Raw genomic sequence first — 23,360 nt, 5'->3', positions numbered from 1 at the left:
TCACATTCCGACGTTAACAAGACCTAGCTTTTCAGCTGAGGATTTTTCGGTAAATCGCCAGATAATCGTCGACCATCCGAGCGGCCGAGAAGCGTTCCCTGGCGCGCGCCGAACAAACCCCCCGATCGAGGGTTCGGATCTCGTCCACGGCGGCTGCCGCCGCCTCGACCGAGTCGACCAGCCGGCCGGTGACGCCGTCGTCGATCACCTCGGGCATGGACCCTTTCCGGTACGCGATCACCGGCGTCCCGCACGCCATCGACTCCACCACCGACAACCCGAACGGCTCGGCGAACCGGATCGGGTGCAGCAGCGCCGCCCCGGACCCGAGAATGGTCCCGCGCTCCTCCGGACCCACCGAGCCGAGGTACACCACCCGCTCCCCGTCGATCAGCGGCTCCACCTTCTCCTCGAAGAACCGCCGGTCCTGCACGATCCCGCAGATGATCAGCCGCCGGCCGGCCCGCCGGGCGATCTCGACGGCCAGATCGGTCCCCTTGTCCGGGTGGATCCGCCCGAACAGGATCAGGTCGTCCCCGCCGTCCGGGTGGAACGGCAGGCCACTGAGGTCGACCCCGTGGTGGACGGTGGCCAGATAGTCCAGATCGGGCGACCGGTCGCTGTCGGAGATGGACACGAACAGCGACTTCGCCCGCCGGTACGCCGGCAGGATGTTCTGCCCGGAGAAACCGTGCACGGTGGTCAGCATCGGCGCCCGGCAGTGCGCGGAGAACGCCAGCGGCAGCCAGTCCAGGTGGTTGTGGATCAGGTCGAACTCGCCGGAGCGGCCGAGCGCGTGGCTGACGTGGATGGCCTCCCAGACCCGGCCGTCGATCTCGTCGGACTCCTCGTATCCGGTCGGCACGACGCCGTCCAGGGTGGCCTTGGTGAGCGAGTCCAGGGTGGCGAACAGGGTGACGTCGACGCCGCGCTCGGTCAGCCCCTCGGCGAGCAGGCTGGTGATCAGTTCCCACGGCCCGTAGTGCAGCGGGGGAGTGCGCCAGGCGATCGGCCCCAGCAGCGCCACCTTCATGACAAAAGCCTAATTTCGGTAATAAACACGTGGTCAGTATGCCTGTCGTTACCGAGCCCGTTCTCGTGTTCTCGTGTTAGAGAAGAGCCATGAACGATTCGTGGTGGAAGAAGGCGGTCGTCTACCAGATCTACCCGCGGAGCTTCGCGGACTCGGACGGCGACGGGATGGGTGATCTGCGCGGCGTCATCAACCACCTCGACCATCTCGCCGAACTCGGCGTCGACGTGCTCTGGTTGTCGCCGATCTATCCGTCGCCGCAGGACGACAACGGTTACGACATCAGCGACTACCAGGACATCGAGCCGATGTTCGGCACGCTGGAGATCTTCGACGAGCTGCTCGCCGGCGCGCACGCCCGGGGCATGAAGATCGTCATGGACCTGGTGGTGAACCACAGCTCGGACGAGCACGCCTGGTTCCAGGAGAGCCGCTCCGCGGTGGACAGCCCGAAACGTGACTGGTACTGGTGGCGGCCGGCCCGCGAGGGCATGGAGCCGGGCACCCCGGGCGCCGAGCCGACCAACTGGGGTTCCGTCTTCGGCGGCCCGGCCTGGGAGTTCGACGAGAAGACCGGCGAGTACTACCTGCACCTGTTCTCCACGAAGCAGCCCGACCTCAACTGGGAGAACCCGGAGGTGCGGCAGGCGGTCTACGCGATGATGCGCTGGTGGCTGGACCGGGGCGTGGACGGCTTCCGGATGGACGTGATCAACATGATCTCCAAGGTCCTGCCGCTGCCGGACGGCCGGCTCTCGGCCGGTTCGGCGTACGCCGACGGCTCGGCCGGCTTCATCGGCGGCCCGCGCCTGCACGAGTTCCTCCAGGAGATGCACCGGGAGGTGTTCGCCGGCCGGGAGGGGCTGCTCACCGTCGGCGAGATGCCCGGGGTCACCGTGGAGGAGGCCATCCTGCACACCGACCCGGACCGGCACGAGGTCGACATGGTCTTCCAGTTCGACCACGTCTGGGTGGACCGCGGTCCCGACCCGTGGCTGCTCCAGCCGCTCCAGCTCACCAAGCTGAAGGCGATCCTGGGCCGCTGGCAGGCCGGGCTCGCCCAGGCCGGGTGGAACAGCCTCTACTGGAACAACCACGACCAGCCCCGGGTCGTCTCCCGGTACGGCGACGACTCCCCGGAGTACCGAGCCGCCTCGGCGAAGATGCTCGGCACCGTGCTCCACCTGCACCGCGGCACGCCCTACGTCTATCAGGGCGAGGAACTCGGGATGACCAACTACCCGTTCCGCGGCATCGAGGACTTCCGGGACATCGAGGCGCTCGGGCAGTACAAGCAGGCCCTCGAACTGGAGGGGCGGAGCCCGGAGGAGGTGCTGACCGTGCTCCGGGCGCGCGGGCGGGACAACGCGCGCACCCCGATGCAGTGGGACGACTCGCCGCAGGCCGGCTTCACCACCGGCACCCCGTGGCTGGCGGTGAACCCGAACTATCCCGAGATCAACGCGGCGGCGCAGCGGGCCGACCCGGACTCGGTGTTCCACTACTACCGCCGGCTGATCGAGCTGCGGCACACCGAGCCCGCCGTGGTCGACGGCGACTTCACCATGCTGCTGCCGCACGACGAGCGTCTCTACGCCTTCACCCGCCGCCTGGGCGACACCGAGCTGCTGTGCATCGGCAACTTCTCCGGCGAGCCGGTCCGCGCCGAGATCGACGACGCGGCCGCCTGGGCCGGCGCCGAACTCGTGCTGACCAACCTGCCGGGCGCCACCCCGGAAAGCCTCACGCTCGCGCCCTGGCAGGCGGTGGTCTACCGGCGCACCAGGTGAATCGAGCCTTTTTCACAGAAATCGTCACAAGCCACTCGCGTCCCCGGCAAGGTGGCAGGTGGTCGCCGGTTCGCTCCCGAATCGACCCCTTCCGCCGGTGGCCGGGGAGTCACGCATGCGCCGGAACCGCCTCGTCACCGCCATGGTCGCGGCCACCCCCGCGATCGCCCTGGCGATCGTCGGCCTCACCCCGGCCGCCGCGCCACCGCTGTTGCAGACCTTCGCGCTGAGCGGTGGGATGCGGCTGGTCGCTGATACCGGGACGTCGGCCGCCGAGCTGCCGCAGCGCAGCACCGAGCGGTTCAGCCTGGTGGGGGTGACCTGGGACGACCCGCGGGCGATGGCGGCCGGGACGATCGAGGTGCGTACCCGGCCGGTCGGCGGCCGGAGCTGGACCCCGTGGCAGGCGCTGGAGACCGACGCCCCGGACGAGTCGGGTGGGACCGCCGCCCGGGGCGCGAGCGATCCGCTCTGGGTCGGCCCGTCGAACGGCGTGCAGGCCCGGGTGATCGGAACCGGTGCGCTGCCGGCCGGCATGCGGGTCGATCTGATCAACCCGGACGCCGGCCCGGCGCCGGTCGAGCCCGAACCCGCCGCCTTCTCGGCGTCCGACCTTCCGGCCAGGCCGGTGCCGAAGCTGATGACCCGGGCCGCCTGGGGCGCGAACGAGAAGATCGTCAAGGAGGCGCCCACCTACACCGGCCCGGTCGGGGTGTTCTTCGTGCATCACACCGCGACCGGCAACGGCTACAGCTGCAAGAGCTCGACCAGCGTGGTCCGCGGCATCGAGGCGTACCAGGTGAAGAGCAAGGGCTGGAACGACATCGGCTACAACTTCCTGGTCGACAAGTGCGGGACCATCTTCGAGGGCCGGCGCGGCGGGGTGACCCGCAACGTGCTCGGCGCGCACACCCTGGGCTTCAACACCAACGCCAGCGCGGTCGCGGTGATCGGGGACTACCGGTCCGCCGCGCTCTCCTCGGCGGCCCGGCTGTCGGTGGCCCAGCTGGCGGCCTACAAACTGGGCGCGCACGGCTACGCCCCGGCCGGCCGGGTGCTGGTGACCTCGGGCGGCAGCCCGAAGTTCAAGGTCGGCCGGCAGGTGACGTTGAACCGGATCTCCGGGCACCGCGACGCCGGGCTGACCGAGTGCCCGGGCAACGCGCTGTACGCCCAGCTGCCGGCGATCCGGCGGCTGGCCGGCGCGGCGCCGAGCGGCCTGCACGTGGCCAAGGTGTCCCGCGCCTGGCTGTGGTCCGGCACGTACTGGACCACCGGGCGGCTCGTCCCGCTCTGGGACCTGGCCACCTCGACCCGGATGATCAACCGCTTCGACGTCTATGTGGACGGCAAGCTCGCGCTCTCCCGGGCCAACTGGACCCGGCTCGGTGAGCTGCGGCTGGCGCCCGGCGAGCACACCGTCGCCATCCGGGCGGTGCACCTCTCCGGCCGCACCGCGACCGTCTCGATCCCGGTGGTCGCCGACGTGACGCCGCCCGCGTTCACCGGCCTGCCGCAGGTCTCCCTGACCGGTGGGACGGTGGGAACCACCGCGCCGATCCGGCTGTCCTGGACCGCCACCGACCCGGCCGGGCTGCGCGGTGTCCAGATCACCGGGGCGAGCCGGGCGGCGCTCGGCGGGACCGTCCGCAGCCTGACCGGCACGGCCCCGATCGGTACGGCGAGCAGCTGGACGGTGGCCGCTACCGATCATGCGGGGAACCGGCGGGAGGCGACGCTCGGGCGTACGCCGGAGGTGTCGCAGGAGACCGAGGCGACGCGGACCGGGAGCTGGCGGACCTCCTCGGACACCGGCCACCTGGGCGGCGCGGCCGCCTCGGCCACCACCGGCGACGCGTCCCTGACCTGGTCGTTCTCCGGCAGCTCGGCGGCCTTGGTGGTGGGCAGGACGACCACCTCGGGACGGGTCGGGGTCTACGTCGACGGGGCTTTCCAGGGGTACGTCGACACGCGGTCGACCGCGCCGATGTACCGCCGGGTGGTGTGGACGCGGTCGTGGGCGGAGGGCGGCGAGCACACCGTCAGGGTGGTGCCGGAGGCCACCGCCGGCCGGCCGAAGGTGATCATCGACGGGCTGATCCACCTAGGCTGACGTAATCCTTCAGCGTGATCGCCTCGGCCTTGCCGAACTGCTTGGCCAGGACCTGCCGCATCGGCCAGCGGGTCATCATCGACATCGACAGGGCCCGCATCCGGATCATCAGCCGGGAGTGCGGGGCGAACCCGGCCGCGCCGCCCGGCGGCAGCTCCAGCCCGGCCGCCACGTAGTCGGCCATCGTCTCCTGGTACGCCGCGAACGCCGACTCCGGATCCGGCCGGCCGGCCAGCTCGCCGGCCAGCACGTACGCGCCGACCAGGCTCATGCTGGTGCCCAGCCCGGCCAGCGGCGACCCGCAGTACCCGGCGTCGCCGACCAGCGCCACCCGCCCGCGCCACCAGCGGTCGACGTGCACCTGGTTGACCGAGTCGAAGAAGAAGTCTGGCGCGTCCGGCATCTGCCGCAGCAGCTCCGGGATCTTCCAGCCGCCGCCGGCCATCCGCTCGGCGACCACCCGGCGCTCCTCGTCGCGGGACAGCCGCTCGTAACGGGCCCGCGGCTCGCGGAAGGAGAGGCTCGCCTTGGCGGTGCCGCCGCGCTCCGGGCGGATCCCGGCGACGCGGCCCGGCTCGTTGTACATCAGGAACCAGTTGTCCAGGTCGCCCGGGTCGGGAACGGTGAAGTACGCCGAGTAGACGCCGAGGTACTTGACGAACTGGGCGTCCGGGCCGAACGCCAGGCCGCGGACGCCCGAGTGCACGCCGTCGGCGCCGATCACCAGGTCGTACCGTTCCCGCAGGCCACTGGCGAACGTCACGTCGACTCCGGCCGGGTCCTGGTCGAGGGTGGTGACGTGGTCGCCGTACCGATAATCGGCGAAGCCCGCGGTCGCGTCCCGCAGCACCTCGGCGAGATCGCCCCGGGCGATCTCGATCTCCGCGACGATGCCCTCGCCGCCGAACGCGTCCGCGGGCATCCGGCCCATCGGCCGGTTCCGGCCGTTCACCAGCAGCCAGCCGCGCTCGTCGACCTGCCGGGCCCGGATCGCCTCCCGGATGCCCATCCACTCGACCACCTGCCGGGCCACGCCGCGGATGTCCACCGCGTGCCCGCCCGGCCGCGGCCCCCGGGACTTCTCCACCACGGTCACCTCGGCGCCCGCCCGGTGCAGCCAGTACGCGACGGCCGGCCCCGCGATGCTGCTGCCGGAAATCAGAACCCGCATGTCCCCGCTCCTCTGCGTACTATGTATATCGATGTACTAGGGACGGTAGGGTCCGCTTCGGGAAAAGGCGAACCGCACTAGTACGGGGAGGCGGGTGTACTAGGTGGATGCGGCATACACCAAGATCGTCGCGGCGATCACCGAGATGATCGAGTCGGGTGACCTGCGGCCCGGCGAGCGGGTGCCGTCCGCGCGGGCGATCACCCGGGAGTGGGGCGTGGCGATCGCGACCGCCACCAAGGCGCACGCCGCCCTGCGCGAGGCCGGCCTGACCGTGGCCCGCCCCGGCGTCGGCACCGTGGTGGCCGGGCCGGCCCCGCGCCGCGACACCGACCTGAGCCGGGAGCGGATCGTCGCGACCGCCATCGCGATCGCCGACCGGCAGGGCCTGGCCGAGCTGACCATGCGCCGGATCGCCGCCGAGCTGAACGTGGCCACCATGTCGCTGTACCGGCACGTGCCCGGCCGGGAGGACCTGGAGCTGGCGATGATCGACGCGGCGCTCGGCGAGATCCGGGTGCCGCCACGGTATTCCGGCGACTGGCGGGCCGATCTGGAGCGCTGCGCCCGCAGTCTCTGGGAGGTGTTCCAGCGGCATCCGTGGCTGGGTGTGACGATGTCGCTGACCCGGCCGCAGCTGACGCCGAACGCGATGCGCCTCGGCGAGATGATTATGGGAACGCTGGCCCGGACCCGGCTGGGCGTGACCGACCGGATGCTGGTCGAGGTGCTGCTGTTCAGCTTCGTCCGCGGGGTGGCCAGCGCGCTGGAGCCGGAGGCCGAGGCGCGGCGGGACACCGGCCTGACCGACGACGAGTGGATGGACTCCCGGGGGCCGGAGTTCCAGAAGTTCATCGCGGAGTACCCGATGCCGAACTTCACCGAGCTGTTCCTGCACACGCCCGACTTCGAGTTCGACCTGACCGTGCTCTTCGAGTTCGGCCTGGCCCGGTTCCTGGACGGGATCGCCGTCTGGATCGGCTGACCGGCGCGCTGAGCTGGTCGGATGCGTACGGGTGGCGACGATTGCACCGCGCGCCGTCGATGCGGCGGGCGTGGTTGACAGACCGCCCGGCGCGGGCTCGATACGGTAGGCACGTGTCTCAGATCCCGTGGTGGGGACTGCCCCTGGTCGCCGCCGTGTTCGCCCTGGCCGGCGCCGCGACGGTGCGGATCGTCGCGGCTCGTGACAACGATCTGCTGAGCCGCCGGCGGCGCAACCGCCGGTGGTACGAGGAGCGCAAGACGGCCTACGTGCAGTTGCTGGCCGCGTTCGAGCGGGCCACGGTGCGGCTGCGGGCGAGCTTCGAGGCGGGGGAGAAACCGCCGAGCCTGCTGGCCTACGTCGACGAGGTCGGCCCGGCGCTGATGCCGGTCCGGCTGCTCGCGTCCGGGCCGGTGCGCAGCGCGGCGCTCGCCGTCCACCTCCAGCTGGAGCGGTTGCACGGTCCGATGAACCCGGCCAACGTGGCCGGGGTGCGGCCGGAGACCCACTTCCGGGAGCTGCTCGCCCAGGTGCCCCTGGTGATGCACGAGTTCGAGGCGGCGATCCGCGAGGAGCTGGGCATCCAGGAGGCCCCGCCGCCGCACACCCTGAACGGCAGCGGCCGGCTGCGCAAGCTGCCGCGCTGGGTGCCACCCCGCCCGCAGGACGCCGAGCGGCAGTAGCGGTTTTCATCAGCAGGAATGCGCTTTCCTGTTGGCTGAGAAATCCTCGTCGGCCCCTGGCCGGAAGGGCGGGGGATCGGGCAGGATCGAACCGTGACCGATCATCGTGCTCCGCTCGATCCCGTCTCCGCCGCCATCGTCGAGGGCGGCATCGTCGCCATCCTGCGCGCCCCGACCGCCGGCGCGTTCGCCGCGGTCGCCGACGTGCTGGTGTCCGCCGGCATCACCGCGATCGAGGTCACCCTCACCTCGCGCGGCGCCCTCGACGCGATCTCCGGCCTGCGCCGCCAGCTCCCGGCCGCCACGGTCATCGGCGCCGGCACCGTCCTCACCCCCGACGACGCCAAGGCCGCCGTCGACGCGGGCGCGTCCTTCCTGGTCTCCCCGGTCCTGGACACCCTCGCCGGGCAGAGCGTCCCGTGCTATCCGGGCGCCTACACCCCGACCGAGGTCTACGCGGCCCATCGAGCCGGTGCCCCGCTGGTGAAGCTCTTCCCGGCCAGCAGCCTGAGCCCGTCCTACCTGAAGGACCTGCGCGCCCCCCTCCCGCAGGTTCGCATCCTTCCCACCGGCGGCATCGGCCTCGACGACATCTCCGACTGGCTGAGCGCCGGCGCCGCGGCCGTCGGGCTGGGCTCCCCGCTGGTGGGTGACGCCGCCACCGGCGGGAGCCTCAAGTCCCTGGCCGCGCGAGCCAAACACGCGGTGGACGCCGTGACCTTCGCCCGCTCATGACCACCCAGCCCCCTGCCACTTCCGGCGGCCTGTTCACGGTGGGCGAGGCGATGGGCATCTTCGTCGCGGACGGGATCGGGGCGCTGGAGCATGCCCGCGGTTTCACCCTCGCGGTCGGCGGCGCCGAGAGCAACGTCGCGGTCGGCGTCGCCCGCCTCGGCGGCGCCGCCACCTGGCTGGGCCGGGTCGGCCCGGATTCCACCGGTGCACTGGTGGAGGGCCGGTTGCGCTCCGCGGGCGTGCGCGTGCTGGCCGTCCCGGACACCGCCCCCACCGGCCTGATGGTCCGTTACCGGCGATCCGCCCAGTTCATCCACGCCGACTATCACCGGGCGGGCAGCGCCGGCTCCCGCCTCACCCCCGCCGACCTGCCTCTTCCGGAGCTCCAGGCGGCCGGCGTCCTGCACGTCACCGGCATCACCCCGGCCCTGAGCGACACCGCCCGGGCCACCGTCTTCGCCGCTGTGGAGGCCGCCCGCGCCGCCGGCGTCCCGGTCTCGCTCGACGTGAACTACCGCAGCAAGCTCTGGTCCCGCTTCGACGCCGCCCCGGTCCTGCGTGACCTGGTCGCCCTCGCCGACATCGTCTTCGCCGGCCCGGACGAGGCCGCCATCTTCCTGGACGCCACCGACCCGGTCGACGGCCTGGCCGAACTCGGTCCCACCGAGGTTCTCGTCAAGGACGGCGCCCGGGGCTGTACCGCGCTGATCGACGGCGCCCGCCACACGGTCCCGGCCCTCTCGGTGACCGCCATCGATCCGGTCGGCGCCGGCGACGCCTTCGTCGCGGGCTATCTCGCCGACCGCCTGGCCGGCGCCCCACCCGCGCAACGCCTGCGGACCGCCATCGCCGCCGGCGCCTTCGCGGTCACCGTCCCCGGCGACTGCGACGCCGCCCCGACCCGAGCCGACCTCCGCTCCCTGACCGGCACCGACATCAACCGCTGACCCGAGCCCTCTCCCCGCCGTAACTTCGCCGGTCGGCGGTCGTGACCACCCGCGGACGTCGCCCTGGAGGGCTTCGCGTTCTGGCCGCGCCAGCGGCCTGCGAAGCCCGCAAGGGTCCCTGGCGGGAGCGGCGATCAGTGATCAGCGCGGATCCGAGTCATCCTGATCTTGATCTTTGAATGGGGCGCGGAAAATCGCTGCTGAATCAGCATTCGTGCCAGTCGTGATTGGAGCGGGGCAGAGCGGGTAGCCATAGAGCAGCGGCACATTCGTCTATTTCGAGGAGGCCGTGATGCAACCTACGCCGTTCACTCCGTGGTCATGGCGGGATCCGGCGGGTCTTTCCGGCAATGAGCCGGCCGACCCCGGCGCGATCGACGACGCCGGACGCATCGGCGTGGACCTGGTCGGCTACAAGGTCGAAGCGATCGATGGGCACATCGGTTCGATCGACCAGGCCAGCTACGACGTCGGTAGCGCTTATCTGGTGGTGGACACCGGGCCGTGGATTTTCGGCCGCAAGGTGCTGCTGCCGGCCGGCACGGTGCAGAACGTCGACCACAATGACCGCAAGGTCTATGTGGACCGGACGAAGGACCAGATCAAGGCATCTCCGGAATACGACAAGGAGACCTTTGACACGGCTTCGTACCGGGAGCAGGTCGGCGATTACTACACCAGCAACTATCGGGATTACCCGCGCTGATCGCGGATGATGCCCGCCGCCTCGCCCGAACCCCCGCGGGCGGGGCGGCACTATTTCTCCAGGGACATGAATGCCGAGAGGCGAGCCGCGGCGGTGAGCATCGCCCGCCCCCGTGCGGTCAGGCGCGCACCCCAGTCACTCAGCGAGGCGGCCAGCGCCTCCGGCCCACCGGCGTCCCGCACCTGATCGAGAACGGTCGCGATGTGCGGAAGCCCGTAGCCCCCGCGGCGCAGCAGATGCGCCAGCTCAGCGTCCCGGACGTCGTCGGGCGTGTACAGCCGCTGGTGCGTCGCGCGGTCGCGAGCCGGGACCAGAATCCCGGCCTGTTCCCATTTGCGCAGCGTGGCCGGGGTGACGCCGAGCCGATGAGCGACCGCACCGACCGGAAGTGAGCGCGCCGCCCGGCCGGCGGCGACCCCGGTGAGGACGTCCGCGGCCGCCGCGACCGCGCTCAGCGTCGCCCGGTCCCGGGCGAGTCGCTCGTGACCGGCGTCAATGGTCGCGAAGGCGGTGTCCAGGTCACCCGCCAGCACCGCCCTCATGATCACGCCGGCCGGCCCGTGCCCGTACGCCGCGGCGAGCGCGAGAAACGCGCTCACCCCGGCCATGTGGTCCTCGCCGTAGGCGCGATACCCGGTCGGGGTCCGCTGCGCCGGCGGGATCACCCCGTCCCGCTCATAGTTCCGGATCGCCTGCGCCGACAGCCCGTGCCGCCGCGCGAGATCCACCGGACGATACGTCGTGCGTTGAGACTTCGGCATACCTCTCCAGCGGATATCCGAGAAAACCTTCACAGGGTGACTCAACGATACGGTAGAGGTCATGCTTCGTGACCTTCTGACCTCGCGTGGCGCGCCGCGACTGCTGGCCGTCGGCGAGCCCACCCACGGCGAGCCGGCTTTCGCCCGGCTGCGCAACGAGATCTTCCAGGAACTGGTGGCACTCGGATTCCGGGCGATCGCCGTCGAGTCCGATCGTGTCGCCGCGCTCGCGGTGGACGACTACATCGCCGGTGGCCCGCCGATCGAGTCCGGACACTCCGCGGCGGACCGCGAGCTGGCCGAGTGGATGCGTGACTACAACGCCACCGCGGCCGAGCCGCTCGCCTTCCACGGTTTCGACGCCCCGCTGGAGATGATGCACGCCGCCAGCCCGGTGCCCCACCTCCAGCAGGCGCTGGCGTTCCTCGGCGACCCGGACATCCTGGCCGACGACCCTCGGTGGAGCGACCCCGCCGCCCAGCTGGACGCCGCACACTCGATCGGCCGCACCCAGACCGCCGCTGACCTGCGGATACGCGCCGACGACGGTCTGGTCCGCCTGCACGCCGCCGCGCCCCGGCGGCCCGGGGAGACGCGCGCCTGGCACCGCGCCCGCCTGCACTGCCGCACCGCCCTGGCCCTGCTCCGCTACCACGCGGTCGCCGCCGACCCGGCCCCCGCCGCCGTGCGCACCTCCCGGATGCTCGGCGTCCGCGACGCCCTGATGGCCGAGAACCTGCTGGACATCGCCGCCCTCGGCCCGACCCTCGTCTTCGGGCACAACCGGCACCTGCAACGGCACCCGAGCCGATGGACATTGGCGGGCATGGATCTGGAATGGTCCAGCGCCGGATCCATCGTGAGCACCCTGCTGGGCGAGCACTACGCGGTGGTCATCGGCAGTCTCGGCGAGAGCCCGGCGCTCGGACTGACCGAGCCGGCAGCCGCGACCTTCGAGGGCCGGTTGACCGCGGCCTCCGCGGCGCCGACCGTTGTCACCGACCGCAAGGTGCTCGGCGACGAGCCGCGGGTTCGCGCCGACGTCACCCCGGAGCAGGGCTATTTCCCGCTGGATGCGGAGACCGTCGCCCACTGCGACGCGATTCTGCACCTGCCGCAATCGGCGCCGAGTCAGGTCGACGCGCTGGCCGAGCGGATCCTGCGTCTGCCCGGCGTGACGCAATTGATCGCCGGCCCCGGCACCGGTGCTCCCGAGCTCAGCTGGGGCGACCGTTTCTTTTTCGCCGGCGAGGACCGGATGCGCCCGTTCGCCACGATCGTCGTGCAGAACGTCCCGGGTTTCGACGAGCGCTCCGGCCTGGACCGCCCTGGCGTCTTCCGGCTCAATGTCGAGCTGGGCCGCGAGCGATTCACCACCCTTTTCGGGTACGGCCCGGAGCAGTTCCCCACCCACGAGCCGGCCATCGACTTCACCGCCGCCGGACAGTGGTTCCCGCACCCGGTCTACGCCGCCCAGGGCTGGGGATCGATGCTGAACCCGGACCCCGACGCGGTGGAACCGCTGCTCGACCACGCCCGCGCTCGCTCGGCCGCCCGCCGCAAGCGGTGACCGGATCGTTCCGGGAGCGGGCTGGATGATGCCTGGCCCGCACCGGCCGGGACGGCGTTCGATGAAGGCATGACCGAAGCTCTGATCGTCATCGACGTGCAGGAATCGTTCCGGGCGCGGCCGCTCTGGGAAACCGTCGACAACCCGGACATCGCCGCCGACGTCCAGCGTCTGGTGGACCACGCCCGCGTCACCGGGAAGATCGTCATCTGGGTGCTGCACTCGGAACCGGGCAGCGGCGGCACCTTCGACCCGGCCAACGGCTTCGTCCGGCTGTTCGACGAGCTCGTCCCGGCCGCCGGCGAGCCGATCCTGACCAAGACCGTGCACAACGCCTTCACCACCACCGATCTGCACCATCGCCTCACGGTCGCGGGCGTCCGCGGGGTCACCGTCTGCGGCCTGCGCACCGAGCAGTGCGTGGAGACCACCGCCCGGGTCGCCTCCGACCTCGGCTACGACGTCACCTTCGTCACCGACGCGACCGCCACCTTCCCGATCCCGCACCGCGACGCCCCCGAGGAGCAGAGCGTCGCGGAGCTGCTCGCCGACCCGCGTACGCTGTCCGCCGCGGACGTGGTGACCCGCACCGAGTACGCGCTGGCCGGCCGCTTCGCCACGATCCGGACGGTGGCCGACGTCGAGAAGGGGTGACCGGATCGTGAGCCTGGTGGTCTTCGTGCTCACCCCGCAGATCCACCTGCTCGATCTGGCCGGCCCGGCCCAGGTCTTCTCCACCGCGCCCGGTTACACGCTGCGCTACGTCGCCGAGTCGGCGACGGTCGCGACCTGGCAGGGCGTCACCCTGCAAGCCGACCTGGACTGGCCCGCGCTCACCCCGGACGATCTGGTGATCGTCCCGGGGTGGCGCGACGGCTACGGCTTCTTCCGTCCCGAGACGCTCGACAGACTGCGCGGCCATCACGCCGCAGGCGGCACCGTGGCCAGCGTCTGCGCCGGCGCCGACGCGCTCGGCCGGGCCGGCCTGCTCGACGGCCGCCGCTGCACCACCCATCACGACCTCCAGGACGACCTGGCCCGCGCCTATCCGCGTTCGATCCTGGTCCGGGACGTGCTCTACGTCGCCGACGACCGGGTGGTCACGTCGGCCGGCATCGCCAGCGGCATCGACCTGGCGCTGCACCTGGTGGCGCAGCGGCACGGCCCGGCGGTCGCCGCCGGGGTGGCCCGCGAGATGGTCGTCTACGCCCGGCGCAACGGCCACGAGCAGCAGGCCAGCGCGATGCTGCGGCACCGCGGGCACCTCAGCGACGTGGTGCACCGGGTGCAGGACCGGATCGACGCGGCGTTCGCCGAGCCGCTGCGCCTGACCGAGCTCGCCACCGGCGCCGGCGTCAGCGAACGCACGCTGACCAGGCTGTTCACCGCCGCCACCGGCCGCACCCCGCTGCGCTACCAGCAGCTGCTGCGCCTCGAGCGGGCGGAGTACCTGATCGGCCACGGGGCCACGATCGAGGCCGCCGCCCGCGCCGTCGGTTTCGGGGACGCGAGAATGCTGCGCAGGCTGCGATCAAGGACGGTGTGATGCTGCGCGGGGTTCTCTTCGATCTGGACGGCACGCTCGGTGACCACGACACCTCGGTGCACACGGCGCTGACCGCCTGGCTGCCGACGGTCGGCATGACCGCGGACCCGGAGACCGTCGAGCACTGGCACACGGTCGCCGAGAAGCATCTGGCCGCCTGGCGGCGGCGCGAGATCGACTTCGCGGAACAGCGCCGGCGCCGCCTGCGCGATTTCGGATTTTCGTACGACCAGGCCACCCTCGACGACATTTTCCGCGGCTATCTCACGGAGTACCAGAACGCCTATCGGTCCTACGACGACGCGGCCGACGCCCTGGCCGCCGTGGACCGCGCCGGCCTGCGGATCGCGGTGCTCACCAACGGTTCCGCGGCACAGCAGAAAGCGAAACTCGCCCGGATGGGCCTGGCCGATCTCGGGCCCGTGTGGACTCCCGACGATCTGGGGACGGCCAAGCCCGATCCGGGCGCGTTCAGCGGGGCGGTCGCCCGCTGGGGACTGAGGCCCGGGGAGGTGCTCAGTGTGGGGGACCGGCACGATCTGGACGTGCTGGCCGCGCGGGCGGCCGGGCTGCGGGCGGTTCACCTGGACCGGTGGGGCGCCGGACCGATGGACGAACCGCACCGCATCAGCTCACTGCGGGAGCTGGCCGATCACTTGTAGGTGACGTGGCCTCGCCGAGCTTCTTGTGCACCGGCCCGGTGGTGTCCGACAACCGGTCCCCGGAGCCGCCGTGGCGGAGCGCGACGATCTCCGCGGCGATGCTCACCGCCGTCTCCTCCGGGCTGCGCGCGCCCAGGTCCAGGCCGATCGGCGAGCAGAGCCGGGCCAGCTCCCGCCCGGTCAGGCCGGCCTCGCGCAGCCGATCCAGACGCTCCTCGTGGGTGCGCCGGGAGCCCATCGCCCCGACGTACCCGACGTCCAGGCGCAACGCCAGCTCCAGCGTCGGCACGTCGAACTTCGGGTCGTGGGTGAGCACGCAGAGCACGGTCCGGTCGTCGAGGCGGCCGGCCTCCGCCTCGGCGGCCAGATAGCGGTGCGGCCAGTCGACCACCACCTCGTCCGCGCCGGGGAAGCGGCGGGCGGTGGCGAAGACCGGGCGGGCGTCACAGACCGTCACCCGGTAACCGAGGAAGCCGCCGATCCGGGCGACCGCCGCGGCGTGGTCGGTGGCGCCGAAGACCAGCATTCTCGGTGGCGGCCGGAAAACGATCTCGCCGGTGTCGCCCACGACGTAGCCCTCGCCGATACTGAGCGCGATGCGCTCGCCCCGTTCCACCGCGTCGGCCAGACGCGGTAGGTCGGGAAACGTCCGCCTGTCCACGCGCCCGATGGACAGCTCGACGGTGCCACCGCAGGGCAGCCCGACGCCCATCGCCAGATCGTCGGTCACCCCGAAACTCGCCACTTGCGACAATCCGGTCTCGGCGACCTCCAGGCACAGGTCGTAGACGGCCGCCTCCACGCACCCGCCCGACACGCTGCCGACCGCCACCCCGTCGGGCCCGACCGCCATCGCCGCGCCCACCTGCCGCGGCGCGCTCGCCCAGGTCCGGGTCACGATCGCCAGCCCGGCCGGCTCTCCCGCGGACCACCAGCGCAGCAGGTCGGCGAGCACGTCACGCATCGAGGTCTCCCGGGTGGTCCAGGTCGGTGTCGTCGGCGATGTCGCCGACCTCGACCACCAGTACCTCGTGCGCGCGCAGGTAATCCCGCGCGCCCCGATCTCCCGTCGCGACCGCCGCCGCACCCTGCCAATGCTCGCGCCCGAGCAGCACCGGGTGCCCCCGCCGCCCCTGATAACCACCCATGACCAGCGCGTCCGGCGCCGCGTGCGCGGTCACCCGGCGCACCGCCTCGGCCGTCACCCCGGGCATGTCGACCAGCAGCACCACGACCGCGTCCTCCCCGCTCAGCGCGGCCAGCCCGGCCCGCAGCGACGACCCCATGCCGCTCGCCCAATCCGGGTTGACCACGACCTGCGGCAGGTCCGCTTTCCGGACGACCTCCTCGGCGCGAGCGCCGAGAACCACGAGGATCCGCTCACAGCCGGCCCGCCCGAGGGTCTCGACCGCGCGTTCGACCAACATCTGCTTCCCGTACGGAACCAGCGCCTTGGGCATCCCGTAACGCCGTCCCGCCCCGGCGGCGAGCACCAGACCGGCCGTGATCATCGTCCGAGCCTAACCACGGTCTGTTACAGAAGCCCGCGCACCGCGGCCAGCGGCAGCGCCGTCCGTGGGTGGTAGGCGGCCCGCCACAGGCCACCGTGCGCTGCCGCGACCGTCTCGTCCCGCCACGCCGCCGGATCCGCCGCGCGTGGCTTCCGCAGCTGGTGAATCATCAACACGGCCATCAGCTTGCTCGCCGTGGCCGGCTCGAACACCTCGACGTCGAACAGGTGCGCGCCGGCGTACGCCGCCTTGAGCACCCGGTTGCGCAGCACCGACCGGGTCCGGGTCGGCGGCGCCACCGCGAAGCTGACCAGCCCGTCCCGCCGCGCCACCGTCGCCCGCCAGCGGTGGATCCGTTTCGCCAGGGCGTAGTTCGGCCCCTGCTGCGGGACCAGGCTGTCGTTGATCCCCGGCTCGGCCGGCACCGGATAGTTGGGCAGCAGCAGCCGTCCGCCGGAGAGCGGGGTGGTCAGCCGGGCCCGGCGGCTGCGCGCCGCGTACCGCTCGGTCGCCTGGCGGACGGCCGCGGCCGGGACCGCGTAGACGTCGGTCGGGGTGGCCAGCACGGTCAGGGCGGTGTCCGGCCGCTGCTGCCGGATGTGCACCGACAGGGCGTCGACCGCGGCCGCCAGGATCGGGTACGCGGTGCCCGGCGCGTACCCGTAGTTCCCGAGCACCAGCTGCCCGTCGAAGCCGAGCAGCCACTGCGCGATCGCGGGCAGGGCGGCCCGCAGGTCCGCGCCCGGCGCCGCACCCTCGTCGGCCGACGGCGCCAGCAACCGGCCCGCCGACCCGGCCACCACCGCGCCGATCCGCTCCCACAGCTCGTCCAGCGGCAGGTCGATCGCCAGCACCGTGGCGCCCCAGCCGAGCAGCGCCCTCAGCGGACCCATCTCGGCACCCGCCCCGAGCAGCGCGAACTTCAGGTCACCGAGGTCCAGCCAGTCCGGGTTGCCGGCCACCTCGCGGACCGCGTCCGCGCACGACTGCTCCACGACGCCGGCCGCCACCCACGCGTCCAGCCGGCCCACCAGGTCGGACAGGTCCCGGTCCGGCGCCGCCGAGCCGGCCATCTCCACCGTGGCGTACGGATGGGGCGGCTCCGCCATCAGCACCTGGGCCAGGCTGAACTCGTCGCCGTCCCGCGTCACGTAGCGCATCCGGGCCTGCACCGAGGCCAGCCCGGCCTCGGCGATCGCGTAGCCGGCGGTGCCGTCGGCGCTCAGCCCGGCCTCCACCAGCGCCCGGAAATGCCGCAGGTAGCCGCGCCGCCAGTCGGGCTCGCGCTCGGCGGCCGCGGCGGCCGCCGGGTCGATCGGCCGCAGCGCGTCGGCGACCACCGCCCGCCCCCATGACGTGCTGCTACGTCGTCCGGTGTGGTCGGTCGGGAAGTCGGTCAGGCCGAAGGCTGCGGGGTGCACCGGGCCAGTATCACTCCCTCCTACCAGAGGAGGAGACGACCTCGGACGAGCGGCCGGAAGTGCGGCTCGCGGACGGGCGATTCCGGGCCCGCGCGGCGCGAATCTACCGCTATGACGACCATCGAAGTCTCCACGCCGCCCCGCTGGCACCGGCCGCTGCTGGCGCTCACCTGGGCGTCAGCCGTACTGGCCGTGATCGCCGGCATCGGACTGTTCGCCGACGCCCGGATCCTGACCGGGGTGCCGATCTGGCTCAAGCCGTTCAAGTTCGCCGTCTCGTTCGCCCTCTACGGCTGGACCCTGGCTTGGCTGCTGTCCCTGCTGCCGAGGCGCAGCCGGATCGCCGAGTGGGCCGGGACCGTCGTCGTCGGCGTCTCGGTGATCGAGCTGGCGATCATCACGGTGCAGGTCATCCGCGGCACCACCAGCCACTACAACCAGACCACGCCACTCAACGCGACGCTCTGGTCGATCATGGGCGCATCGATCATGGTCCTCTTCCTCGCGCACCTGGTGATCGGGATCGGCGCGCTGCGGCAACGGATCAAGGACAAGGCTTCCGCGTACGCGATCCGGCTCGGCCTGTTCATCTCGCTCATCGGCATGCTGGTCGCGTTCCCGATGACCACCCAGCAGACCGGGGTCGAGGGGATCACCGGGGCGCACAGCGTCGGCGTGCCGGACGGCGGGCCGGGGATGCCGCTGACCGGGTGGAGCACCACCGGCGGGGACCTGCGGATCGGGCACTTCGTCGGGCTCCACGCGTTGCAGGTGCTGCCGTTCCTGGCGTACGCGCTGACCCGCTGGGCGGGGGACCGGCTCGACGCGCAGACCCGGGCTCGGCTGGTGCTGGTGACCGGATCGGCGTACGCGAGTCTGGTCTTGATCCTGACCTGGCAGGCGATGCGCGCGGTGCCGCTGCTGCGACCGGACGGGATCACCCTCCTCGCGTTCGCGGCCCTGGCCGCGGCCACCGCGACCGGCATCGGCCTGGTCTTGTCCCGCGGCCGCAAGCCGGAGATGGTGACGGCGTGATCGACACCGCGACGAAGCAAGGGCACCCCGGAGGAGACGCCGCGTGCCTGCCTTCCTGTTCAACCTGACGTTCCTGCTGGCCGCGCCGTTCTGGGCGCTGATGATCGTGGCGCCGGGCTGGTCCTGGACCCGGCGGATCATCGCCTCCCCGCTGATCGTGCTCCCGGTGGTGCTGATCTACGCGGTGGTGGTCCTCAGCAACCTCGACGACGTGCTGCCGGCCGTCGTGAACCCCACCCTGGGCGGGGTGAGCGACCTGCTCGGCAGCGCGGACGGCGCGACCGCCGGCTGGGCCCACATGATCGCCTTCGACCTGTTCGCCGGCCGGTGGATCTGGCTGGACGCCCGCGACCGCGGCGTGCCGCACCTGGTGCTCGCGCCGATCCTGGTGCTGACGATCCTGCTCGGACCGCTCGGGCTCGCCGGCTATCTGGCGGTCCGTCCCCGGTGGCGGCAGGATCTAGGCTGAACGCCATGGCCAAGTTCCTCGATGCGCGGGACACCCTCACGCGCAGCGTGCTGCTCGACGGCGCCGGACTGGCCTACCTTCTCGTCGTCAACCACACCGAGCATCCGCCGACCGCGCTCCAATGGGTGCTGGCCGTGCTCGCCTTCGCCTCGGCCCTGCTGCTGCACCGCCGCCAGCCGATCAACCTGCTGGTCCAGACCGTCCTGCTCGGGATCGCGATGATCACCCTGGACGACTCGACGATCAACCAGGTCGGCACCGCCTGGGCGATCGGCGAGCTGGCCCTGTGGGCGCCCCGGAGACGTCACCTGGTCGCCGGGGTCGCCCTGGTGGCCGCGGTCTATCTGATCTGCGACGCGCGGTCCACCATGCCGATCCTCCGGTCCCTCGTCGGCCTGACGATCAGCCTGGGCCTGCCGGTGCTGCTCGGCCTGGTCGTCCGGACCACCCGGGAGCTGGGGGTGCAGGCCGAGCAACGAGCGGTCGAGGAGCAACGGCGGCGGGAGTCCGAGCACCGGGCGGCCCGGGCCGGCGAACGCGGCGCGATCGCCCGGGAGCTGCACGACGTGGTGGCGCATCACGTGGCGTCGATGGTGCTGCGCGTCGGGGTGGCGCGGCACGTGCTGCCGGATCTGGATCCGCGGACGGCGGAGGTCTTCGACGACGTGCACCGCACCGGGACCGCGGCGCTCGCCGATCTGCGGCGGCTGGTGGAGGTGCTGCGGGATCCGGATTCGGCTCGGGGGGACGCGTCGCTGACCGCCATTGATCCGTCGGCGTTGCCGGCGGCGCTGGACGGGGCGGTGGAGACGGCCCGGCGGGCCGGGGTGATCGTCGAGGCGGAGATCGATCCGCGGGTGGTGGAGCTGGACGCGGTGCGCGGGCTGGCCCTGCTGCGGTTGACCCAGGAAGGGCTGACGAATGTGGCGAAGCATGCCGGGCCGTCGGCCCGGGCCTCGCTCCGCGTGGTGATGGACGGTCCTGACCTGCATTGGTCCGTGAGTGACGACGGGGGCTCGGGCGCGTCACCTCCCGCCTCCGCGTCGTCCTCTCTCGTCCCCGATCTCTCGTCATCCGGTCTGTCCTCCTCCCCGGCTTCCGCCGGCACCGGGCGGGTTCCGGGTGGGGGGCATGGGCTGACCGGGATGCGGGAGCGGGTCGAGGTGCTCGGCGGGTCGCTCAGTGCCGGGCCGTCCGGGCGGGGGTGGCGGGTGGCTACGGTGCTGCCCGGGACCCTTCCCGCCGAACCTGTGCCGTTTCCCGCCTCACCGGCTGCCGGGCCCGTCGGGCAACCGCTGTCCGCCTCGCTGGGGCCTTCGGCGTCCTTCACGGCCGGGCCGCGTCAGCCTTCGGCTGGAACCGGGCCGCGTCAGCCTTCGGCTGGAACCGGGCCGCGTCAGCCTTCGGCTGGAACCGGGCCGCGTCACCCTGAGGAGAACGATTGATCCGGGTCCTGTTGGTCGATGATCAGCAACTGATCCGTGCCGGCTTGCGCATGCTCCTCGACGCCGAGGACGGTATGGAGGTGGTCGGGGAGGCCGGCGACGGGCGTGCCGCGGTGACCCTCGCCGCCCAGTTGGTGCCCGACGTCGTGGTGATGGACCTGCGGATGCCGGGAGTCGACGGCATCACCGCGACCAGCCGGATCATGGCGGAGCGACCGTCCACCCGGGTCGTGGTCCTGACCACGTTCGGCGACGATGACCACCTGTATCCGGCATTGCAGGCCGGAGCGTGCGGCTTCCTCCTCAAGGACGCACCCCCGAGCGAGCTGCTCCACGGGATCCGGCAGGCCGCGGCGGGGGAGAGCCCGTTCAGCCAGGATGTGCTGCGGCGACTGGTGCGCCGCGCGGTGGACGCCCGCTCGGAGCCGGCGCCCCGGATCTCCGGCCTCACGGGCCGGGAGCAGGAGGTGCTGGATCTGGTGGCGGAGGGTCTCACCAACACCGAGATCGCCGAGCGGTTGCACATCGGGATCACCACGGTGAAGACCCACATCACCGCGTTGATGACCAAGACCAACAGCCACAATCGGGTACGCCTGGCCCTGGCCGCTCGCCGCTGATCCGTTTCCGGTGCGGGCCGTCCCCCGGTCGGTGGATGTGACGGCCGTCGCCCCACCCCGGATTTGGTGTTGCGGTGGCGGGCGGGTAATGTTTTCCGAGCCGCCAGGGAGACGGGCGAGCGAGCGGGACCTTCACAGGGCCCGGCGCGGCCGTCCTGACGGAACAACCCATCAAGATCGCATGGTCTACGGTCGTGCGGTTTTCTCGGTGTCGGTTGAATTCGGGTTGCGAAACGCGGATTTGACGTTCTGGGAATGGCGGGTAAAGTAGAGCGAGTGCCCCGGACGGCGGGCCGCGAAATGCGGTTTTCTGGATGGTGTGCGGTTGTTCTTTGAGAACTCAACAGGGTGCTTGAAAGCCAGTGCCAATTATGGCAATACCCCGGCTGATCGCTTCGGTGGTCAGCGGGAGATTCCTTTGGCAACATTTTTGTTGCCGGGATTCATGTTTTCTGACAGATTTTGTTGGAGAGTTTGATCCTGGCTCAGGACGAACGCTGGCGGCGTGCTTAACACATGCAAGTCGAGCGGAAAGGCCCTTCGGGGTACTCGAGCGGCGAACGGGTGAGTAACACGTGAGTAACCTGCCCCAGACTTTGGGATAACCCTCGGAAACGGGGGCTAATACCGGATATGACTCCTGGTCGCATGGCCGGGTGTGGAAAGTTTTTCGGTTTGGGATGGACTCGCGGCCTATCAGCTTGTTGGTGGGGTAATGGCCTACCAAGGCGACGACGGGTAGCCGGCCTGAGAGGGCGACCGGCCACACTGGGACTGAGACACGGCCCAGACTCCTACGGGAGGCAGCAGTGGGGAATATTGCACAATGGGCGGAAGCCTGATGCAGCGACGCCGCGTGAGGGATGAAGGCCTTCGGGTTGTAAACCTCTTTCAGCAGGGACGAAGCGTAAGTGACGGTACCTGCAGAAGAAGCGCCGGCCAACTACGTGCCAGCAGCCGCGGTAAGACGTAGGGCGCGAGCGTTGTCCGGATTTATTGGGCGTAAAGAGCTCGTAGGCGGCTTGTCGCGTCGAATGTGAAAACCCGAGGCTCAACTTCGGGCTTGCATTCGATACGGGCAGGCTAGAGTTCGGTAGGGGAGACTGGAATTCCTGGTGTAGCGGTGAAATGCGCAGATATCAGGAGGAACACCGGTGGCGAAGGCGGGTCTCTGGGCCGATACTGACGCTGAGGAGCGAAAGCGTGGGGAGCGAACAGGATTAGATACCCTGGTAGTCCACGCTGTAAACGTTGGGCGCTAGGTGTGGGGGACCTCTCCGGTTCTCTGCGCCGCAGCTAACGCATTAAGCGCCCCGCCTGGGGAGTACGGCCGCAAGGCTAAAACTCAAAGGAATTGACGGGGGCCCGCACAAGCGGCGGAGCATGCGGATTAATTCGATGCAACGCGAAGAACCTTACCTGGGTTTGACATGTACGGAAATCCTGTAGAGATACAGGGTCCTTCGGGGCCGTTCACAGGTGGTGCATGGCTGTCGTCAGCTCGTGTCGTGAGATGTTGGGTTAAGTCCCGCAACGAGCGCAACCCTCGTCCCATGTTGCCAGCATTCGGTTGGGGACTCATGGGAGACTGCCGGGGTCAACTCGGAGGAAGGTGGGGATGACGTCAAGTCATCATGCCCCTTATGTCCAGGGCTTCACGCATGCTACAATGGCCGGTACAAAGGGCTGCGATACCGTAAGGTGGAGCGAATCCCAAAAAGCCGGTCTCAGTTCGGATCGGGGTCTGCAACTCGACCCCGTGAAGTCGGAGTCGCTAGTAATCGCAGATCAGCAACGCTGCGGTGAATACGTTCCCGGGCCTTGTACACACCGCCCGTCACGTCACGAAAGTCGGCAACACCCGAAGCCGGTGGCCTAACCTGCAAGGGAGGGAGCCGTCGAAGGTGGGGCTGGCGATTGGGACGAAGTCGTAACAAGGTAGCCGTACCGGAAGGTGCGGCTGGATCACCTCCTTTCTAAGGAGCAACTATCCGTGAAAACGGACAGTGGCCCGCGGTTCGCAAACGTCGAACCGGGGTGCTCATAGGCGGAGACACTGGCTAGTTTGAACCGGCAACGGCCGGCCTCAGTGAGTACAGCTCCTCGCGAGCGTGGAAAACAGGCTGGTGCGGCTGGCAAGAGCGATAAGCACCCTGT

General features: G+C 70.9%; 21 protein-coding genes and 1 rRNA gene. 16 read left to right on the top strand and 6 right to left on the bottom strand.

Annotated features, from left to right (window positions below; genetic code table 11):
* Positions 1 to 31 precede the first annotated feature (31 nt).
* Positions 32 to 1,033, bottom strand: coding sequence for a glycosyltransferase family 4 protein (locus tag Aiant_RS13075; protein ID WP_189334447.1), 1,002 nt, complete (start codon positions 1,031 to 1,033; stop codon positions 32 to 34).
* A gap of 89 nt (positions 1,034 to 1,122) precedes the next feature.
* Here Aiant_RS13075 and Aiant_RS13070 point away from each other — a divergent pair, with 89 nt between their 5' ends.
* A complete protein-coding gene (locus Aiant_RS13070; RefSeq protein ID WP_189334448.1) occupies positions 1,123 to 2,823 on the top strand; it encodes an alpha-glucosidase in 1,701 nt (566 codons plus the stop codon).
* A gap of 115 nt (positions 2,824 to 2,938) precedes the next feature.
* Positions 2,939 to 4,936, top strand: a complete 1,998-nt coding sequence (locus Aiant_RS13065; protein ID WP_189334449.1) for an N-acetylmuramoyl-L-alanine amidase — start codon at positions 2,939 to 2,941, stop codon at positions 4,934 to 4,936.
* Here Aiant_RS13065 and Aiant_RS13060 read toward each other — a convergent pair.
* Positions 4,908 to 6,107 carry an FAD-dependent monooxygenase gene (locus Aiant_RS13060; RefSeq protein WP_189334450.1) on the bottom strand — a complete coding sequence of 400 codons (1,200 nt, stop codon included), beginning with the start codon at positions 6,105 to 6,107 and terminating at the stop codon, positions 4,908 to 4,910. The genes Aiant_RS13065 and Aiant_RS13060 overlap by 29 nt on opposite strands.
* A gap of 103 nt (positions 6,108 to 6,210) precedes the next feature.
* Between Aiant_RS13060 and Aiant_RS13055 the strand changes: the two genes are divergently transcribed.
* The 5 genes from Aiant_RS13055 (at position 6,211) to Aiant_RS13035 (ending at position 10,163) form a co-directional block, all read left to right on the top strand.
* On the top strand, positions 6,211 to 7,092 hold the full coding sequence (locus tag Aiant_RS13055) for a TetR/AcrR family transcriptional regulator C-terminal domain-containing protein (protein WP_229830970.1): 882 nt from the start codon (positions 6,211 to 6,213) through the stop codon (positions 7,090 to 7,092).
* Positions 7,093 to 7,205: 113 nt separating this feature from the next.
* On the top strand, positions 7,206 to 7,775 hold the full coding sequence (locus tag Aiant_RS13050) for a hypothetical protein (RefSeq protein ID WP_189334451.1): 570 nt from the start codon (positions 7,206 to 7,208) through the stop codon (positions 7,773 to 7,775).
* 93 nt (positions 7,776 to 7,868) lie between these two features.
* On the top strand, positions 7,869 to 8,510 hold the full coding sequence (locus Aiant_RS13045) for a bifunctional 4-hydroxy-2-oxoglutarate aldolase/2-dehydro-3-deoxy-phosphogluconate aldolase (protein ID WP_189334452.1): 642 nt from the start codon (positions 7,869 to 7,871) through the stop codon (positions 8,508 to 8,510).
* Positions 8,507 to 9,457 carry a sugar kinase gene (locus Aiant_RS13040; protein ID WP_189334453.1) on the top strand — a complete coding sequence of 317 codons (951 nt, stop codon included), beginning with the start codon at positions 8,507 to 8,509 and terminating at the stop codon, positions 9,455 to 9,457. The genes Aiant_RS13045 and Aiant_RS13040 overlap by 4 nt, the downstream gene beginning before the upstream one ends.
* Before the next feature lie 292 nt (positions 9,458 to 9,749).
* Entirely contained in the window at positions 9,750 to 10,163 is a 414-nt protein-coding gene (locus Aiant_RS13035) for a PRC-barrel domain-containing protein (protein WP_189334454.1), read from the top strand.
* Between the two features lie 50 nt (positions 10,164 to 10,213).
* On the opposite strand, the gene Aiant_RS13030 is transcribed toward Aiant_RS13035, so the two are convergent.
* A complete protein-coding gene (locus Aiant_RS13030; protein ID WP_189334455.1) occupies positions 10,214 to 10,924 on the bottom strand; it encodes a TioE family transcriptional regulator in 711 nt (236 codons plus the stop codon).
* Positions 10,925 to 10,985: 61 nt separating this feature from the next.
* On the opposite strand from Aiant_RS13030, the gene Aiant_RS13025 reads away from it, so the two are divergent.
* From Aiant_RS13025 to Aiant_RS13010, 4 genes are all read left to right on the top strand, one after another.
* Positions 10,986 to 12,494: a DUF6194 family protein gene (locus Aiant_RS13025; RefSeq protein WP_189334456.1), complete on the top strand. Its 1,509-nt coding sequence runs from the start codon at positions 10,986 to 10,988 to the stop codon at positions 12,492 to 12,494.
* A gap of 69 nt (positions 12,495 to 12,563) precedes the next feature.
* A complete protein-coding gene (locus tag Aiant_RS13020) occupies positions 12,564 to 13,148 on the top strand; it encodes an isochorismatase family protein (protein ID WP_189334457.1) in 585 nt (194 codons plus the stop codon).
* A gap of 7 nt (positions 13,149 to 13,155) precedes the next feature.
* Complete coding sequence (locus Aiant_RS13015; RefSeq protein WP_189334458.1) at positions 13,156 to 14,040, top strand: GlxA family transcriptional regulator; 885 nt, start codon at positions 13,156 to 13,158, stop codon at positions 14,038 to 14,040.
* Positions 14,040 to 14,702, top strand: a complete 663-nt coding sequence (locus Aiant_RS13010) for an HAD family hydrolase (protein WP_229830972.1) — start codon at positions 14,040 to 14,042, stop codon at positions 14,700 to 14,702. Before Aiant_RS13015 ends, Aiant_RS13010 begins: the two co-directional genes overlap by 1 nt.
* Here the strand turns inward: Aiant_RS13010 and Aiant_RS13005 are convergent.
* From Aiant_RS13005 to Aiant_RS12995, 3 genes are read right to left on the bottom strand one after another with little or no spacing between them, the layout of a single operon-like run.
* Positions 14,668 to 15,666, bottom strand: coding sequence for an XdhC family protein (locus Aiant_RS13005; RefSeq protein WP_189334460.1), 999 nt, complete (start codon positions 15,664 to 15,666; stop codon positions 14,668 to 14,670). The two genes, Aiant_RS13010 and Aiant_RS13005, sit on opposite strands and share 35 nt — an antisense overlap.
* On the bottom strand, positions 15,659 to 16,213 hold the full coding sequence (locus Aiant_RS13000) for a nucleotidyltransferase family protein (RefSeq protein WP_189334461.1): 555 nt from the start codon (positions 16,211 to 16,213) through the stop codon (positions 15,659 to 15,661). The genes Aiant_RS13005 and Aiant_RS13000 overlap by 8 nt, the downstream gene beginning before the upstream one ends.
* A gap of 23 nt (positions 16,214 to 16,236) precedes the next feature.
* Positions 16,237 to 17,634, bottom strand: a complete 1,398-nt coding sequence (locus Aiant_RS12995) for a hypothetical protein (RefSeq protein WP_229830974.1) — start codon at positions 17,632 to 17,634, stop codon at positions 16,237 to 16,239.
* A gap of 111 nt (positions 17,635 to 17,745) precedes the next feature.
* Between Aiant_RS12995 and Aiant_RS12990 the strand changes: the two genes are divergently transcribed.
* The 5 genes from Aiant_RS12990 to Aiant_RS12970 all read left to right on the top strand — a co-directional run bounded on the left by Aiant_RS12990 (position 17,746) and on the right by Aiant_RS12970 (position 23,179).
* Positions 17,746 to 18,669, top strand: coding sequence for a hypothetical protein (locus tag Aiant_RS12990; protein ID WP_189334462.1), 924 nt, complete (start codon positions 17,746 to 17,748; stop codon positions 18,667 to 18,669).
* Between the two features lie 43 nt (positions 18,670 to 18,712).
* The gene (locus Aiant_RS12985) at positions 18,713 to 19,138 is read left to right on the top strand and encodes an ABA4-like family protein (protein ID WP_189334463.1); all 426 of its coding nucleotides are present in this window, start codon (positions 18,713 to 18,715) and stop codon (positions 19,136 to 19,138) included.
* A gap of 5 nt (positions 19,139 to 19,143) precedes the next feature.
* A complete protein-coding gene (locus tag Aiant_RS12980) occupies positions 19,144 to 20,583 on the top strand; it encodes a histidine kinase (protein ID WP_212847077.1) in 1,440 nt (479 codons plus the stop codon).
* Positions 20,580 to 21,203, top strand: a complete 624-nt coding sequence (locus Aiant_RS12975; RefSeq protein ID WP_189334464.1) for a response regulator transcription factor — start codon at positions 20,580 to 20,582, stop codon at positions 21,201 to 21,203. Before Aiant_RS12980 ends, Aiant_RS12975 begins: the two co-directional genes overlap by 4 nt.
* Positions 21,204 to 21,665: 462 nt before the next feature.
* A 16S ribosomal RNA gene (locus Aiant_RS12970) occupies positions 21,666 to 23,179 on the top strand.
* The last annotated feature ends 181 nt before the right edge of the window (positions 23,180 to 23,360 follow it).

This window comes from Actinoplanes ianthinogenes, assembly GCF_018324205.1.
GTDB classification, from domain to species: domain Bacteria; phylum Actinomycetota; class Actinomycetes; order Mycobacteriales; family Micromonosporaceae; genus Actinoplanes; species Actinoplanes ianthinogenes.
The sequence above is the reverse complement of the archived record's forward strand: the minus strand, read 5'-3'. Positions and strand labels throughout refer to the sequence as shown.

What these genes read in the sequence shown, in the direction of transcription:
- Aiant_RS13075 (WP_189334447.1), bottom strand. Translation starts at nt 1,033, where the DNA reads ATGAAGGTGGCGCTGCTGGGGCCGATCGCCTGGCGCACTCCCCCGCTG.
- Aiant_RS13070 (WP_189334448.1), top strand. Translation starts at nt 1,123, where the DNA reads ATGAACGATTCGTGGTGGAAGAAGGCGGTCGTCTACCAGATCTACCCG.
- Aiant_RS13065 (WP_189334449.1), top strand. Translation starts at nt 2,939, where the DNA reads ATGCGCCGGAACCGCCTCGTCACCGCCATGGTCGCGGCCACCCCCGCG.
- Aiant_RS13060 (WP_189334450.1), bottom strand. Translation starts at nt 6,107, where the DNA reads ATGCGGGTTCTGATTTCCGGCAGCAGCATCGCGGGGCCGGCCGTCGCG.
- Aiant_RS13040 (WP_189334453.1), top strand. Translation starts at nt 8,507, where the DNA reads ATGACCACCCAGCCCCCTGCCACTTCCGGCGGCCTGTTCACGGTGGGC.
- Aiant_RS13035 (WP_189334454.1), top strand. Translation starts at nt 9,750, where the DNA reads ATGCAACCTACGCCGTTCACTCCGTGGTCATGGCGGGATCCGGCGGGT.
- Aiant_RS13030 (WP_189334455.1), bottom strand. Translation starts at nt 10,924, where the DNA reads ATGCCGAAGTCTCAACGCACGACGTATCGTCCGGTGGATCTCGCGCGG.
- Aiant_RS13025 (WP_189334456.1), top strand. Translation starts at nt 10,986, where the DNA reads ATGCTTCGTGACCTTCTGACCTCGCGTGGCGCGCCGCGACTGCTGGCC.
- Aiant_RS13020 (WP_189334457.1), top strand. Translation starts at nt 12,564, where the DNA reads ATGACCGAAGCTCTGATCGTCATCGACGTGCAGGAATCGTTCCGGGCG.
- Aiant_RS13010 (WP_229830972.1), top strand. Translation starts at nt 14,040, where the DNA reads ATGCTGCGCGGGGTTCTCTTCGATCTGGACGGCACGCTCGGTGACCAC.
- Aiant_RS13005 (WP_189334460.1), bottom strand. Translation starts at nt 15,666, where the DNA reads ATGCGTGACGTGCTCGCCGACCTGCTGCGCTGGTGGTCCGCGGGAGAG.
- Aiant_RS13000 (WP_189334461.1), bottom strand. Translation starts at nt 16,213, where the DNA reads ATGATCACGGCCGGTCTGGTGCTCGCCGCCGGGGCGGGACGGCGTTAC.
- Aiant_RS12990 (WP_189334462.1), top strand. Translation starts at nt 17,746, where the DNA reads ATGACGACCATCGAAGTCTCCACGCCGCCCCGCTGGCACCGGCCGCTG.
- Aiant_RS12980 (WP_212847077.1), top strand. Translation starts at nt 19,144, where the DNA reads ATGGCCAAGTTCCTCGATGCGCGGGACACCCTCACGCGCAGCGTGCTG.